The sequence below is a fragment of the Enterobacter cloacae complex sp. S3 genome, assembly GCF_014930495.1.
In the GTDB taxonomy this organism is placed as follows: Bacteria; Pseudomonadota; Gammaproteobacteria; order Enterobacterales; family Enterobacteriaceae; genus Enterobacter; species Enterobacter asburiae_B.
Map to the genome: position 1 here is coordinate 21,634 of NZ_JADBRD010000019.1, position 16,230 is coordinate 37,863.

Genomic DNA, 16,230 nt, shown 5'->3' on the forward strand with positions numbered 1-16,230 from the left:
GATTAACGTACCTTCAGCGTTGCCAGGCCAATCAGCACCAGCATCAGCGAAATAATCCAGAAGCGCACAATCACGCGCGGCTCCGGCCAGCCTTTCAGTTCATAGTGGTGGTGAATCGGCGCCATACGGAAGATGCGCTGACCGCGCAGCTTGAAGGAACCGACCTGCAAAATCACCGACAGGGTTTCAACCACAAACACGCCGCCCATGATCACCAGCAGGAACTCCTGACGCAGCAGTACGGCGATAATGCCGAGCGCACCGCCCAAAGCCAGAGAACCGACGTCACCCATAAAGACCTGCGCCGGATAGGTGTTGAACCACAGGAAGCCCAGCCCCGCGCCGACAATCGCCGTACAGACGATCACCAGCTCACCCGCGTGGCGCAAATAAGGGATGTGCAGGTAGTTCGCAAAGTTCATGTTACCGGTCGCCCACGCCACCAGCGCAAAACCGGCGGCCACAAAGACGGTTGGCATAATGGCCAGGCCATCCAGACCGTCGGTCAGGTTAACTGCGTTGCCGGTACCGACAATCACAAAGTAGGCCAGAAGGATGTAGAACAGCCCCAGCTGCGGCATCACGTCTTTAAAGAACGGCACGACCAGCTCGGTGGCTGGCGTATCTTTCCCGGCCAGATACAGCGCGAAGGCCACGCCCAGCGCGATCACCGACATCCAGAAATATTTCCAGCGCGCAATCAGGCCTTTAGTATCTTTGCGAACGACTTTGCGGTAATCATCCACAAAACCGATGATCCCATAACCCACCAGTACCGTCAGAACGCACCAGACGTACGGGTTGGAGGGATAGGCCCACAGCAACACGGAAACTACGATGGCGGTCAGGATCATGATCCCGCCCATGGTCGGCGTGCCGCGCTTGCTGAAGTGCGATTCCGGACCGTCGTTACGCACAACCTGGCCGAAAGAGAGTTTTTGCAGACGGGCAATCATGCGCGGGCCCATCCACAACGAGATGAACAGCGCAGTCAGCAGGCTGACGATGGCGCGAAACGTCAGATACGAAAAGACGTTAAAGCCTGAATAATATTTGACCAAATGTTCGGCCAGCCAAACTAACATGTCCCGTTCTCCTGTAATGCGTGCACAACCTCTTCCATGGCGGCACTACGTGAACCTTTCACTAACACAGTCACAATTTGTTTTTCTGTAATCAACGCCTTAAGGCGCGCTATCAACGCGGTTTTATCAGCAAAATGCTCGCCAACGCCGCTGGCTTGGCTAATCGCCTGGCTCAGTTTTCCTGCGCTCAGCACGCAGTCCAGCCCTGCAGCTTTCGCCGCTTCACCGACCTGGGTATGGCAGGCTTCGCTTTCGTCGCCCAGCTCTGCCATATCGCCCACCACCATGATGCGGTAGCCCGGCATTTCAGATAACACCTGCACCGCCGCCGTCATCGAGCCCACGTTCGCGTTGTAGGAGTCATCAAGCAGCAGCTTGTTTTCCGAAAGCTGAATCGGGAACAGACGCCCCGGCACGGCTTTCAGGTTCGCCAGCCCGGTTTTAATCGCTTCATGCGACGCGCCCACTGCCGTCGACAACGCCGCCGCCGCAAGCGCATTGGCGATATTATGGCGACCCGGCAGCGGCAGCAGCACATCGACGCCACCCGTTGGGGTGGTGAGGGTGAACTCCGTACCGTGCGACGTCACGTGGATATTGGTCGCGGTAAAATCACTGTTGGCCGCATTCGGCGAGAAGCGCCAGGTTTTACGCGAACCAATGATGCTCTGCCAGTTCAGCCAGTCGTTGTTGTCGGCGTTCAGGATGGCGATACCGTCATCCGGCAGACCGGTGTAAATCTCACCTTTGGCTTTCGCTACGCCTTCCAGCGAGCCAAAGCCTTCCAGATGCGCCGCCGCGAGGTTATTCACCAGCGCGGCTTCCGGGCGAGTCAGGCTCACGGTCCAGGCGATTTCGCCCTGGTGGTTTGCCCCTAACTCGATCACCGCAAATTCATGTTCTTTGGTCAGGCGGAGTAATGTCATCGGCACGCCGATGTCATTATTGAGGTTGCCCGCGGTATAAAGCGTATTCCCGCACTGGCTGAGGATCGCCGCCGTCATCTCTTTCACCGACGTCTTGCCTGATGAACCGGTCAAGGCGACAACGCGCGTAGGGACCTGCTGGCGAACCCAGGCGGCCAGCTCACCGAACGCGAGACGCGTATCTTTCACCACAATTTGTGGCAGATCGATATCGAGCCTGCGGCTGACGAGCAGCGCACCGGCGCCGTTCTCTTTGGCCTGTTCCGCAAAATCATGCGCGTCAAAACGCTCGCCTTTCAGCGCCACAAACAGACAGCCCGCGGTGATTTTGCGGGTGTCCGTCGTCACGGCATCAATGGTCAGGTCTTGCCCGCGCAGGTCGCCCTGCAGGATGGCAGCGGCCTGGCTTAACGTGATGCTAATCATGCCACGACTCCCAGCAGACGAGCTGCCGTTACGCGGTCCGAGTAGTCCAGACGGCGATTGCCAACGATCTGATAATCTTCATGGCCTTTGCCCGCCAGCAGGACAACATCATTCTCCTGCGCCTGCATGATGGTGTTGGTCACGGCTTCCGCACGCCCTTCCACCACGCGAGCGCGGCCCGCGTCCAGCATGCCCGCCAGAATGTCATTAATGATGGCGCGCGGCTCTTCAGTACGCGGGTTGTCATCGGTCACAACCGGAATATCTGCGAACTGCTCAGCAATAGCCCCCATCAGCGGGCGTTTGCCTTTATCGCGATCGCCGCCGCAGCCAAACACGCACCAGAGCTTACCGGCGCAATGCAGGCGCGCCGCTTCCAGCGCTTTTTCCAGCGCATCCGGCGTGTGGGCATAATCAACCACAACGGTCGGTTTGCCCGGCGCGCTGAACACTTCCATACGGCCGCAAACCGGCTGCAGACGCGCTGAGGTTTTCAGCAGTTCAGCCATCGGATAACCCAGCGCCAGCAGCGTCGCCAGCGCCAGCAGAAGATTGCTGACGTTAAAGGCGCCCATCAGGCGGCTTTCAATTTCGCCTTCACCCCAGGAAGAGGAAAAGCGGATTGTCGCCCCGCTGTCGTGATAATTCACCTCAACCGCCTTCAGCCAGCGGCCGTGGCAGTTCGGATTGATATGGTCTTCCATCGACACCGCAACCGCATCCGGCAGCTTCGCCAGCCAGCGGCGGCCCACTTCGTCGTCGGCGTTGATGATGGCTTGTCCGTAATGGTGAGTAGAGAACAGCAGCCATTTCGCGGCTTCGTAATGCTCCATATCACCGTGATAATCAAGATGATCGCGGCTCAGGTTGGTAAACACGGAAGCGGCAAATTTCAGCGCCGCGACGCGGTGCTGAACCAGACCGTGCGAAGAGACTTCCATCGCAGCAAAGGTTGCCCCCTGCCCTGCCAGACCGGCAAGCACATGCTGTACGTCTACGGCCGAGCCGGTGGTGTTTTCCGTCGGGCTCACTTTGCCCAGCAGGCCGTTACCCACGGTACCCATCACCGCACCGGTTTCACCCAGCAGCTGGGCCCACTGCGCCATCAGCTGCGTGGTAGTGGTTTTACCGTTCGTACCCGTGACGCCTACCAGGCGCAGCTGGTCGGAAGGTTCGTGATAAAAACGTCCAGCGAGCGCGGAAAGACGCTCGTTTAACTGGCTGAGATAGATGACCGGCACCCCGTGCATTTCACGGATCTCACCGTCGGTTGCCTCATCTTTGGCCTCAGCAATAATGGCAGCCACACCTTGCGCAATCGCCTGCGGGATATAACGACGCCCGTCCGCCTGATGACCGACCACCGCCACAAAAAGATCGCCAGAAGCAGCCACGCGGCTGTCCAGTACCATCTCTCGCAGTGCTCGCTCCGGTGCATTTGGCACCCACGGAGCGAGAAGGTCGCGCAAATTACGATCTGCCACCTGTACCCTCGCCTTGATTAATTACAAATTCACTTTTTTCGCCCGTCGCCAGCGCATCCGGTTCGATGTTCATGGTGCGTAACACGCCGCCCATGATAGCCCCGAACACAGGCGCGGAGACGGCGCCGCCGTAGTATTTACCCGCCTGCGGATCGTTTATCACGACCACCAGCGCAAAACGCGGATTGCTTGCAGGCGCAACGCCTGCGGTATAGGCAATGTATTTGTTGATATAGCGGCCGTCCGGCCCTACTTTTTTCGCCGTACCGGTCTTGATGGCGATGCGATAACCTTTAATTGCCGCCTTCACGCCGCCGCCGCCGGGCAACGCCACGCTTTCCATCATATGAACAACCGTACGGACGGTTGATTCCGGGAAGATACGCTCGCCGGGAACCGGTGGATCAACTTTGGTAATCGACAGCGGACGATAAACGCCATAGCTGCCGATCGTTGCGTAGACTCGCGCTAACTGTAACGGTGTCACCATTAGCCCGTAGCCGAAAGAGAAGGTGGCCCTCTCTATGTCAGACCACCGTTGTTTTTGAGGATATAAGCCACTGCGTTCTCCGACCAACCCCAAATTGGTCGCCTTTCCAAGTCCAAAACGTGAGTAAGTCTCTACTAACGCTGAGGACGGCATCGCTAACGCCAGCTTTGAAACACCGACGTTACTCGACTTCTGTAACACCCCGGTCAGGGTCAATTCGCTGTAGCGCGCCACGTCTTTGATCTCGTGGCCGTTAATTCGGTATGGAATGGTATTCAGGACGGTGTTTTCGTTGACGATACCGCGCTGAAGGGCAGTCATGACCACCATCGGCTTAACGGTCGAACCCGGTTCGAACACGTCGGTGATGGTACGGTTACGCATAATATCCTTCTGCGTACCGGTAAGATTGTTAGGGTTGTAGGACGGGCTATTGGCCATCGCCAGCACTTCACCCGTGTTGACGTCAACTAACACGGCACTGCCCGATTCCGCTTTGTTGAAGGCCACGGCATTGTTCAGCTCGCGGTAAACCAGCGCCTGTAACCGCTCATCAATACTCAGGGCCAGATTGTGTGCGGCCTGGCTGTCCGTAGAGGAAATATCCTCGATCACGCGACCATAGCGGTCCTTACGCACAATACGCTCGCCGGGCTGGCCGGTGAGCCATTTATCAAAGCTTTTTTCAACGCCTTCAATCCCCTGGCTATCAACGTTAGTAAAGCCAATGAGGTGAGCAGTCACTTCGCCGGATGGATAGTAACGACGGGATTCTTCACGGAGATGGATCCCAGGCAGCTTCAATTTTTTGATGTAGTCCGCCATGTCAGGGTTCACCTGACGCGCCAGATAGATAAAGCGCCCTCGCGGGTTCGTATTTACGCGTGAAGCTAACTGGTCCAGCGGCATCTTCAGCGCATCCGCAAGGGCCTTCCAGCGGTTATCAAGCGTGATCCCGCCAGCGTCGTGCAGCTCTTTCGGATCGGCCCAGATCGCCTTCACCGGCACGCTCACCGCCAGCGGACGACCCGAACGGTCGGTGATCATCCCGCGGGATGTCGACACTTCCTGGACGCGCAGGGAGCGCATGTCGCCCTGACGCACCAGCATGTCAGGGGCGATGATTTGCAGCCAGGCCACGCGTCCCAGCAGAAAACCCAGAGCGAGTAAAATGCAGCCGCAAAGCAACGCAAAACGCCAACTGACAAAGTTGGCCTGTTCTTCCTGACGTTTTGGTTTTAGCGTTTTTGCCGCTGCTTTCATGCGTCGCGTTTTCCCTTATTTTTGTACTACGATATTTTCCTGCGAAGGATCAACATGCTGCAGCTGCAGCTTTTCCGTTGCGATCCGTTCAACCCGGCTGTGATCGCCGAGCGCGTTTTCTTCAAGGATCAGATTTCGCCATTCAATATCCAGCGCATCGCGTTCCAGTACCATCTGCTCGCGTTGCGCAGTCAATAAACGTGTATGGTGGGCGGTGGTCACCACCGTAACTGCCGTGACAATGATGCAAATGAACAGACAGAGTGGCAGTTTCCCAAACCGCAAAAGATCGTCGCCGATCACGCCAGGCAAGGCATGGCGCTCGTTGCTTCCTAACGAATCCTTAACTTTGCTTAGGGTCTCTGTCACTCTGCCGATCATGCGTTCGTCCTCTCTGCAACACGCAGCACTGAACTACGGGCGCGTGGATTCTCTGCCACTTCTTCTTCGCCCGGCATCAACTTGCCTAATGCTCGCAACTGACGGCCACCCAGTTTCCTGAGTTGTTCTTCCGTCATCGGCAGCCCCGCTGGCACCTGTGGACCGCGGCTTTGCTCACGCATAAAGCGTTTCACAATACGGTCTTCCAGCGAATGGAAGCTGATGATGGATAACCGCCCACCCGGGGCCAGCACGTCGAGCGAGCTTTTTAGCGCCAGCTCTATTTCCTCCAGTTCACTGTTTACCCAGATGCGAACCGCCTGGAAGGTACGGGTCGCGGGATGTTTGTGCTTATCCTTCACCGGTGTCGCCGCCGCGATCACTTCGGCCAACTCTTTGGTGCGGGTCATGGGCTCAATGCGATTGCGCTCAACGATGGCGCGCGCAATACGTTTGCCAAAGCGCTCTTCGCCAAACGTTTTGATGACCCATGCAATATCTGCTTCGTCAGCGGTCTGTAACCACTCAGCGGCAGACTGACCGCGCGTCGGGTCCATACGCATATCCAGCGGACCATCACGCATAAAGGAGAAACCACGTTCAGCATCATCAAGTTGGGGTGAAGAGACGCCAAGATCGAGAAGAATCCCGTCGATCTTGCCCGTCAGGCCACGCTCGGCAACATAATCCGCGAGCGCAGAGAAAGGTCCATGCACGATGGAAAAGCGTGGGTCATTGATGGTTTGTGCAACGGCAATTGCCTGCGGATCGCGATCGATTGCCAGCAGACGTCCTTCCTCTCCAAGCTGGGAGAGAATCAAACGCGAGTGACCACCGCGACCAAACGTGCCATCAATGTAGATGCCATCCGGACGAATATTCAGACCGTTTACGGCCTCGTCCAGTAACACCGTTTTGTGTTTATAATTTTCCATCATATTTATAGAGACAAGTCCTGCAGCCGTTCCGATAATGTTGCGGAATCAGACTGCTCAGCGTCGATATCTTCCTTGACCTGTTGATACCAGGTCGTTTCATCCCACAGTTCAAACTTGTTGAACTGCCCGACCAGCATCACTTCTTTGGTCAGACCGGCATGTTGCCGCAACACAGGGGCAATCAGTAACCGCCCTGCGTTATCCATCTGACATTCACTGGCATGTCCCAATAACAGCCGCTGCACGCGGCGTTCCTGCGGGTTCATGCTCGACAGTCGCGACAGCTTTTGCTCAATAATTTCCCATTCAGGCAAGGGGTAAAGCAGCAGGCAGGGGGAGTTAATGTCAATGGTGCAAACCATTTGACCCGCAGCGTTCTCAATCAGCTGGTCGCGGTATCGGGTTGGTACCGATAAACGCCCTTTGCTGTCGAGATTGACTAACGTAGCTCCACGGAACATGCCAGTCTCACCCCTCCTCACCACTTTAACCCACAAATTCCCACCTAAAGGAGTTTACGGAGCGAGGGAAAAGCTTGTCAAGCCAGGACTCTCCCTATAAGGACCCGAAAGCCCTCTATTTACAGAGATAAACAGTCCTGGTTAATAACTGCACAACTGGCGAGGCAAAATTAACGTTATGAATATTTGTAAGAAAAAAACCGAATATGCACACTAGCGTTAAAGCTCACTCAATATCATCGCAGATAAATATAAAGTGTCAGTTTGCGACGCGGGCAGCATTTTATGACAGATTCTCAGGGGATAACAGCGCCAGATTCATCCAGGTGCCCGGTAAGCGCGGAGGTTGCCACGTAAGCTGAAGCAGTAAGAGGAAAAACGTCTGAATATTCATCGACCGAAGAGGGTTTGTAACAAAATAATACAAAGATAGCTGTTTAAAATCGCCCGCATGTTCTTTAAAAGGACAATTTAAAAGCCAGAATGAATTAAAAAAATAGGCGATTACGATCCCGCAAGAATTATCCTAATTTCTCTCCGGGAATTATCTGCACGAATAATCACAGCAAAATGGGGCAGATTTCTCCGCCCCGGTCATTTCATTTTTGGCGGCTTAAAATTCCGCGATGGTAGAGATTACGTTTGATACGCGTCAGACCCGGCTTCGGTTTGCGCGGCTCATCCAGGCTTGCCAGCACAATCTCAAGCACGCGTTCAGCCACATCGCGGTGACGCTGTGCTACCGCCAGCACCGGGCACTGCAGGAAGTCGAGCAGCTCATTATCCCCGAACGTGGCAATCGCCAGGTCGGAGGGCAGTTTACCTTCACGACGTAAGGTCACATCCATGACACCCTGCAACAGCGCAAATGACGTGGTGAACAGCGCCTGAGGCATCGGATGCGTTTCCAGCCATTTCTCAAACAGCTGCGCTGCGGCTTCGCGTTCGTAGCTGTTGGCATAGAGGTAGTGAACCTCGCGCGGATCGTCTTTCCAGGCGGTTCTGAATCCCTGCTCACGCAGGAAGCTCACGGAAAGCTCAGGCAACGCGCCAAGATACAGCACTGTTTCAGCGGGGAACGTTCTCAGCTCTGCGGCCAGCATTTCGGCATCATCCTGATCCGCACCCACGACGCTGGTGAAATGCTCGCGATCGAGCGCGCGGTCCAGCGCAACGATTGGGAACGGGTCGTTCGCCCAGCGCTGGTAGAACGGATGCTCTGGCGGCAAAGAGGTCGACACGATGATGGCATCCACCTGGCGCTGGAGCAGATGCTCAATGCAACGCATTTCGTTGTCGGGCTGGTCTTCCGAGCAGGCAATCAGCAATTGATAGCCGCGCTGGCGCGCCTGTCGTTCAAGATAGTTGGCGATACGGGTATAGCTGGTGTTTTCCAGGTCAGGGATCACCAGACCAATAGAGCGGGTACGCCCGGCACGCAGACCGGCTGCGACAGCATTCGGATGGTAGTTATGCTCACGAACCACCGCCATAACTTTTTCAACGGTCTTGTCGCTGACACGGTACTGCTTTGCTTTACCGTTAATCACATAGCTGGCCGTTGTTCGTGACACGCCGGCTAGCCGGGCGATTTCATCCAGTTTCACAATTGCCCCTTAAAAAAAGAAAAGAGTCCATGGCCCTGTCAAGGTTATGGTTAAAACTTTTAACATCTAAACGCAGAAAAGACTTCGCGGCAACCGCTTTTATCTGCGTTGTCGGCTGATTACGCAAAAAAAAGCCCGGCTTTGGTGACCGGGCAGAAAGAGGCGAACCTTTTTGACAACTAACGCATGATTTTCTCGCCGCGTGACAGACCTACGACACCCGATCTCGCCACCTCGACAATTTTTGCAACGTCCCGCACGGACGCGAGGAAAGCATCCAGCTTGTCGCTTGTCCCGACCAGCTGCACAGTATAAAGAGAAGGCGTGACGTCGATAATTTGTCCGCGGAAAATATCCGCATTGCGTTTGACTTCATCACGCCCGTAGCCGCTGGCCTGGATTTTCACCAGCATGACCTCACGCTCAACGTAGGCCCCCTGCCCCAGCTCGCTCACGCGCAGTACGTCGACCAGCTTATGCAGCTGTTTTTCAATTTGCTCAAGCACTTTGGCATCGCCGACGGTTTGGATCGTCATACGCGACAGCGTCGGGTCTTCCGTCGGGGCAACGGTCAGGCTTTCAATGTTATAGCCGCGCTGGGCAAAAAGGCCAATGACGCGCGACAGTGCGCCAGACTCGTTTTCCAGTAAAACAGATAATATCCGGCGCATATCAGGTTCTCTCCGTTTTGCTTAACCACATTTCATCCATACCACCACCACGAATATGCATCGGATAAACGTGCTCGGTCCCATCAACAATCACATCCATAAAGACGAGGCGGTTGTTTTTTACGTGCTCAAGCGCTTGCGCGAGCTTCGTTTCCAGCTCAGCCGGATCGGTCACCCGCATGCCAACATGACCATAAGCTTCAGCAAGACGAACAAAATCCGGCAGCGATTTCATGTAGGACTGAGAGTGGCGGCCAGAGTAGATCATATCCTGCCACTGCTTCACCATACCGAGATACCCGTTATTCAGGTTCAGCACCAGTACCGGCAGTTCATATTGCAGCGCGGTAGACAGCTCCTGAATGTTCATCTGAATACTGCCGTCCCCCGTCACGCAGACGACGGTTTCATTCGGCAGCGCCAGCTTCACGCCCAGCGCGGCAGGCAGACCAAAGCCCATGGTTCCTAAACCACCGGAGTTGATCCAGTGTCGCGGTTTATCAAACGGGTAATACAGGGCGGCAAACATCTGATGCTGCCCCACGTCTGAGGTCACGTACGCCTCACCTTTCGTCAGTCGCCACACCGCTTCAATGACCGCCTGCGGCTTAATATTTTCACTTTGCGTGTCATATTTCAGGCACTGACGCGCGCGCCACTGTTCAATCTGCTGCCACCAGTCGCGGATCTCATCCAGCGGCTGGGTTGCACTCTCCTGGGTCAGCAGATCCAGCATTTGCTCCAGAACCTGCCGGGCATCACCGACGATCGGCACATCAGCCGACACCGTTTTTGAAATTGACGTTGGATCGATATCAATGTGCAGCACGGTAGCGTTCGGGCAATACTTCGCCAGGTTGTTGGTGGTGCGATCGTCAAAGCGCACGCCGACGGCAAAGATCACATCGGAATGATGCATTGTCATGTTGGCTTCATAGGTGCCGTGCATACCCAGCATCCCCAGCGCCTGACGATGGGTGGCAGGGAACGCCCCCAGCCCCATCAGCGACGACGCAACGGGAAGGTTAAGCTTTTCAATCAGTTCACGAAGCTGGGCTTCACAGGCAGAGTTGATCGCCCCGCCACCGACATAGACCACCGGTTTTTTGGCCGCCAGAAGCGTTTGCAACGCTCGCTTGATCTGACCTTTATGCCCCTGCGTTGTGGGATTATAAGAGCGCATGCTGACCGATTCCGGCCAGACATAAGGCAGCTTGTTTGCAGGATTGAGAATATCTTTAGGCAGATCGACCACCACCGGTCCCGGGCGTCCGCTCGCCGCCAGCCAGAAGGCTTTTTTCAATACGCCGGGAATGTCTTCTGTTTGCTTGACCAGAAAGCTGTGCTTCACAACGGGACGCGAAATCCCAACCATGTCGCACTCCTGAAACGCATCGTAGCCAATCAGTGAGGTTGCCACCTGCCCGGAGAGGATCACCAGCGGGATAGAGTCCATATAGGCCGTTGCAATCCCGGTAATGGCGTTTGTCGCGCCGGGGCCAGACGTGACTAACACCACGCCCACTTCACCCGTCGCACGTGCCAGGCCGTCAGCCATGTGTACCGCCGCCTGCTCGTGACGTACCAGAACATGGTCAATGCCCCCAACCGTATGCAGCGCATCATAAATATCGAGAACCGCACCGCCAGGGTAGCCGAACACTTGCTTTACGCCCTGATCGATCAGCGACCGAACGACCATTTCCGCGCCAGACAACATCTCCATGCTTTGCCTCCAGGCATTTTGTTATAGACGGACTGCCGAATTCATTTCCGCACCGTCTTACGATTGGGATGAACCAATCTTATATTTTGCAGAGTGTTCTTTACCTTAACCGCTCGTTATGAGGCAGGCAATTAGCAAACCCGGGGAGATAAACGGTGCGTAAAGCAGAAAAAGCAGCCGTTCACAGAAGATATGGTTAATTCATCTGGGAATAGAGAGTGAGGTGATAAATCATCGCTGAAAAGCGCGACAATGCAGGAAATCATCTATTTTTGCGTGCCGTAGAGCAGCCAAAAAAAATCATCACAGAAGAAAATAGCAGTTATCTAAAAAAACTCAGGATAAATCACATAAACCGATGCGATTTATCCTGATGCGTTTACCGGCGACAGATGCCAACCAGCAACTCTTCCATCCACTGATGTCCTTTATCCCGGCCCGCTGCTTCATGCCAGGAAAGATAACAGGTACGGCTATTTAGCTTGAGCGGCAGAGGCAAAATTTGCAGATTTAAAGGGTCAGAAAACTCTTCTGCCAGCCAGCGCGGCGCAATTGCCACCAGCTGTGTCTGAGAAACCACGTTTAATACGCTGACCATGGCCATGCCCTGATAAGCCACGCTCGCCTGTTTATCCGCAGTGTCATACCACGGCAGGCTAAAGGAAGCATATCTGTCGAGCGCAACAACGGCGTGCTGCTCGTTATAAACATCGTTTTCTCGCAGCGGAGAATTCAGGCGCGGGTGTTTTTTACTGGCGACCAAAACCATTTCATCTTTAAACAGCGGCACGCAGGAAAATTCCGGACGACGGAACTCTTCATACCCCAGAACGAATTCGATCTCCTGATAGCGTAACTGATGTTCTGTGTTTTGATTCAGGGATGATTTAAAAACAAGATTGATATTGGGTGCGATCTCTTCAACTTTATTATAGATAATCGACGTTAAATAATTATCTAAAGGGCTACAGACACAAAGATGGAATACGCGCTCGCTGCTTAAGGGTTCAAAGCCCGATCCCGGCAGCTCATTTTGGACCAGTTGCAACGCCTGACGAATGGAGCCAAACAGCTGGAATGCGCGCGCCGTAGGCTGGATCCCCCTCCCGTAGCGAACAAATAATTCGTCGTTAAACATAAGCTTAAGCCTGGCAACGGCATTACTCACGGCAGGTTGTGACATCCCCAAGCTTTGGGCAGCGCGGGTGATATTCTGTTCCTGCATGACAGCATCAAACACCGTCAGAAGATTCAGATCCACCGTGCGTAACTGCGGTTTAATCCCATCAGTAGCTTGAGGTTGTTTAATATTATTTTCTGGCACTTCTGACTCCACTGTCACGCTACACCCCTTTGCCAACGTACGGTAATAATCCTGAAAAATATCATTTATCATGCAAATACGATCAGCGAAAGAGAATTATTTAAAATTCGGAATAAATAAAGACTGTATATTAACGAAAATTAATGAACAAAACTGATATGTTTGACTTTAGGATTTAAATGAAACCATAAATCAAACCAATATACAATTGCCGTCAGGTTAATGATGGCTTAAGTATTATTAAACTGTTATTACTATCGCCCTACAGTTAGTTAACAACCTGTTATCTCTATTCGCTTTCCAGCATTCCGGAAAAGATTCACTGCATTTATAAGTTTATGATATCAAAACTATTTAAACACAAAGCATCCTCATAAAACATTTCACTCATTTTTAAACATTTATATTTATTGGTTTCTGCAACTCTTTTCTCAAGTCCAAAATTAGACAATTAATCGGGTAAAAAAAGCTAAAACCAGCACAATTAGCTAAAGTGAATACCCTGTTGATTCCGTCTGTCGGGCCCGTTTTCATCCTCAGGGGTTGACATGAACAACCGTATCCAGTACCACTAAAAGCATATTGAATTTAACGGAGCACGATTCATGACACGCACCATTCGTTTCACCGGTCTACTACTACTAAACGCATCCACTGTGCGCGGTAGACTGGCGGGCGAAATTCAGCGTTGAATCGTCACCAGTAAGACTAGAAACCCGCGCCACTGCGCGGGTTTTTTTATGCTCGTAGCAAGGCGCCCTAAGACTGACAAGGACCTAACCCATGAGCCAGCAAGTCATTATTTTCGATACAACTTTACGTGACGGTGAACAGGCATTACAGGCAAGCCTGAGTGTAAAAGAGAAACTGCAGATCGCGCTGGCTCTCGAACGTATGGGTGTTGACGTGATGGAGGTCGGTTTCCCTGTCTCTTCCCCAGGTGATTTCGAATCCGTACAGACCATTGCGCGCACCATTAAAAACAGCCGCGTCTGTGCCCTGGCGCGCTGCGTAGAGAAAGACATCGACGTCGCCGCCGAGTCGCTGAAGGTCGCCGAAGCGTTCCGTATCCACACCTTTATTGCTACCTCGCCTATGCACATCGCAACCAAGCTGCGCAGCACGCTGGATGAGGTGATTGAGCGCGCGGTCTACATGGTTAAACGCGCACGCAACTATACCGATGACGTTGAGTTCTCCTGTGAAGATGCGGGCCGTACGCCAATCGAAGACCTGGCGCGCGTTGTGGAAGCCGCCATCAACGCGGGCGCGAAAACCATCAACATCCCGGACACCGTCGGCTACACCATGCCGTTTGAGTTCTCCAACATCATCACCGGCCTGTATGACCGCGTGCCGAATATTGATAAAGCAATTATCTCCGTCCACACCCATGATGATTTGGGTCTGGCCGTAGGCAATGCCATCGCCGCCGTCCACGCTGGCGCGCGTCAGGTAGAAGGCGCGATGAACGGTATCGGCGAACGCGCGGGCAACTGTTCGCTGGAAGAAGTGATCATGGCGATCAAAGTGCGCAAAGACATCATGGACGTGCACACCCGCATCAATCACAACGAAATCTGGCGCACCAGCCAGACCGTCAGCCAGATTTGCAACATGCCCATTCCGGCTAACAAAGCAATTGTCGGTACCGGCGCCTTCGCGCACTCCTCCGGTATTCACCAGGATGGCGTCCTGAAGAATCGTGAAAACTACGAAATCATGACCCCGGAATCCATCGGCCTGAATCAGGTGCAGTTGAACCTGACCTCCCGTTCCGGTCGCGCGGCGGTTAAACATCGTATGGAAGAGATGGGTTATAAGGACAGCGATTACAACATGGACCAGCTGTACGACGCGTTCCTGAAACTGGCCGACAAAAAAGGCCAGGTGTTCGACTATGACCTGGAAGCGCTGGCCTTTATTAACAAGCAGCAGGAAGAGCCGGAGCACTTCCGTCTGGATTACTTCAACGTGCAGTCCGGCTCCAGCGACATCGCCACCGCCTCGGTCAAACTGGCCTGCGGCGATGAAATTAAAGCAGAGGCCGCTAACGGTAACGGCCCTGTCGATGCCATCTACCAGGCGATTAATCGCGTCACCGAGTATGACGTTGAGCTGGTGAAATATGACCTGACGGCCAAGGGCCACGGCAAAGATGCACTGGGTCAGGTCGACATAGTTGTTACCCACAATGGCCGCCGCTTCCATGGCGTGGGCCTGGCGACCGATATCGTTGAATCCTCCGCGAAAGCGATGGTACACGTGTTGAACAACATCTGGCGCGCCGCCGAAGTCGAAAAAGAGTTGCAACGCAAAGCTCAGAATAAAGAGAACAACAAGGAAACCGTGTAATGTCGAAGAATTACCATATTGCTGTGTTGCCGGGCGACGGTATTGGTCCGGAAGTGATGGCACAGGCGCTGAAAGTACTGGAAGCCGTTCGCGCGCGTTTTGCGATGAAAATCACCACCAGCCACTACGACGTGGGCGGTATTGCGATTGATAACCACGGTACGCCGCTGCCAAAAGCGACCGTGGAAGGCTGCGAAAATGCCGATGCCGTGCTGTTTGGTTCCGTCGGTGGCCCGAAATGGGAACACCTGCCTCCGGCAGAGCAGCCTGAACGCGGCGCGCTGCTGCCGCTGCGTAAACATTTCAAACTGTTCAGCAACCTGCGTCCGGCGAAGCTGTATCAGGGTCTGGAAGAGTTCTGCCCGCTGCGTGCGGATATCGCCGCCAACGGTTTCGACATTCTGTGCGTGCGTGAACTGACCGGTGGGATCTATTTCGGTCAGCCAAAAGGACGCGAAGGCAGCGGACAACACGAGAAAGCGTTCGACACCGAGGTGTATCACCGTTTCGAAATCGAACGTATCGCCCACATCGCGTTCGAGTCGGCGCGCAAACGCCGCCATAAAGTGACCTCCATTGATAAAGCGAACGTGCTGCAGTCTTCCATTTTGTGGCGCGAGATCGTCAGCGAAGTCGCTAAGCAGTACCCGGACGTCGCGCTGTCGCACATGTACATCGACAACGCGACCATGCAGCTGATTAAAGATCCGTCCCAGTTTGACGTGCTGCTGTGCTCCAACCTGTTCGGCGATATCCTCTCTGACGAGTGCGCAATGATCACCGGCTCGATGGGCATGCTGCCCTCCGCAAGCCTGAATGAAGAAGGCTTTGGCCTGTACGAGCCTGCGGGCGGCTCCGCGCCGGATATTGCAGGCAAAAACATTGCCAACCCTATTGCGCAGATCCTCTCCCTGGCCCTGCTGCTGCGCTACAGCCTGGATGCAGGCGATGCGGCAACCGCAATTGAAAACGCCATTAACCGGGCGTTAGAAGAAGGCGTCCGTACCGGTGATTTGGCACGCGGCACGGCGGCAGTCAGTACCGATGAAATGGGCGACATTATTGCCCGCTATGTCGCTGAAGGGGTGTAATC

General features: G+C 54.2%; 14 protein-coding genes. 3 read left to right on the forward strand and 11 right to left on the reverse strand.

Translation table 11 applies throughout. The features are described 5' to 3' along the window. Positions 1–2: 2 nt before the first annotated feature. The 11 genes from mraY to leuO form a co-directional block, all read right to left on the reverse strand. Positions 3–1,085, reverse strand: a complete 1,083-nt coding sequence (gene mraY, locus IM317_RS11920) for a phospho-N-acetylmuramoyl-pentapeptide-transferase (RefSeq protein ID WP_008501985.1) — start codon at positions 1,083–1,085, stop codon at positions 3–5. Then, positions 1,079–2,437, reverse strand: coding sequence for a UDP-N-acetylmuramoyl-tripeptide--D-alanyl-D-alanine ligase (gene murF / locus IM317_RS11925; RefSeq protein WP_033144629.1), 1,359 nt, complete (start codon positions 2,435–2,437; stop codon positions 1,079–1,081). Before murF ends, mraY begins: the two co-directional genes overlap by 7 nt. Further along, positions 2,434–3,921, reverse strand: coding sequence for a UDP-N-acetylmuramoyl-L-alanyl-D-glutamate--2,6-diaminopimelate ligase (murE, locus tag IM317_RS11930; RefSeq protein ID WP_033144628.1), 1,488 nt, complete (start codon positions 3,919–3,921; stop codon positions 2,434–2,436). The genes murF and murE overlap by 4 nt, the downstream gene beginning before the upstream one ends. Next, on the reverse strand, positions 3,908–5,674 hold the full coding sequence (locus tag IM317_RS11935) for a peptidoglycan glycosyltransferase FtsI (RefSeq protein WP_033144627.1): 1,767 nt from the start codon (positions 5,672–5,674) through the stop codon (positions 3,908–3,910). The genes murE and IM317_RS11935 overlap by 14 nt, the downstream gene beginning before the upstream one ends. Before the next feature lie 15 nt (positions 5,675–5,689). After that, positions 5,690–6,055, reverse strand: a complete 366-nt coding sequence (ftsL, locus tag IM317_RS11940; RefSeq protein ID WP_008501989.1) for a cell division protein FtsL — start codon at positions 6,053–6,055, stop codon at positions 5,690–5,692. Next, the gene (rsmH, locus tag IM317_RS11945) at positions 6,052–6,993 is read right to left on the reverse strand and encodes a 16S rRNA (cytosine(1402)-N(4))-methyltransferase RsmH (protein WP_021240527.1); all 942 of its coding nucleotides are present in this window, start codon (positions 6,991–6,993) and stop codon (positions 6,052–6,054) included. The genes ftsL and rsmH overlap by 4 nt, the downstream gene beginning before the upstream one ends. Before the next feature lie 2 nt (positions 6,994–6,995). After that, positions 6,996–7,454, reverse strand: coding sequence for a division/cell wall cluster transcriptional repressor MraZ (gene mraZ / locus IM317_RS11950; RefSeq protein ID WP_021240528.1), 459 nt, complete (start codon positions 7,452–7,454; stop codon positions 6,996–6,998). Between the two features lie 599 nt (positions 7,455–8,053). Next, a complete protein-coding gene (cra, locus tag IM317_RS11955; protein WP_008501993.1) occupies positions 8,054–9,061 on the reverse strand; it encodes a catabolite repressor/activator in 1,008 nt (335 codons plus the stop codon). Positions 9,062–9,240: 179 nt separating this feature from the next. Then, positions 9,241–9,732, reverse strand: a complete 492-nt coding sequence (gene ilvN / locus IM317_RS11960; protein ID WP_023310389.1) for an acetolactate synthase small subunit — start codon at positions 9,730–9,732, stop codon at positions 9,241–9,243. Position 9,733: 1 nt separating this feature from the next. Beyond that, a complete protein-coding gene (gene ilvI, locus IM317_RS11965) occupies positions 9,734–11,458 on the reverse strand; it encodes an acetolactate synthase 3 large subunit (RefSeq protein ID WP_033144626.1) in 1,725 nt (574 codons plus the stop codon). A 379-nt stretch (positions 11,459–11,837) separates the two neighbouring features. Then, positions 11,838–12,782, reverse strand: a complete 945-nt coding sequence (gene leuO, locus IM317_RS11970) for a transcriptional regulator LeuO (RefSeq protein ID WP_033144625.1) — start codon at positions 12,780–12,782, stop codon at positions 11,838–11,840. Positions 12,783–13,387: 605 nt separating this feature from the next. Here leuO and leuL point away from each other — a divergent pair. From leuL to leuB, 3 genes are all read left to right on the forward strand, one after another. Then, positions 13,388–13,474, forward strand: coding sequence for a leu operon leader peptide (gene leuL / locus IM317_RS24265; RefSeq protein WP_071786497.1), 87 nt, complete (start codon positions 13,388–13,390; stop codon positions 13,472–13,474). A 91-nt stretch (positions 13,475–13,565) separates the two neighbouring features. Further along, positions 13,566–15,137 (forward strand): 2-isopropylmalate synthase, encoded by a 1,572-nt coding sequence (gene leuA, locus IM317_RS11980; protein WP_029741222.1) that lies wholly within the window; start codon positions 13,566–13,568, stop codon positions 15,135–15,137. Continuing rightward, on the forward strand, positions 15,137–16,228 hold the full coding sequence (gene leuB, locus IM317_RS11985; RefSeq protein ID WP_023310385.1) for a 3-isopropylmalate dehydrogenase: 1,092 nt from the start codon (positions 15,137–15,139) through the stop codon (positions 16,226–16,228). The genes leuA and leuB overlap by 1 nt, the downstream gene beginning before the upstream one ends. Positions 16,229–16,230: the final 2 nt, after the last annotated feature.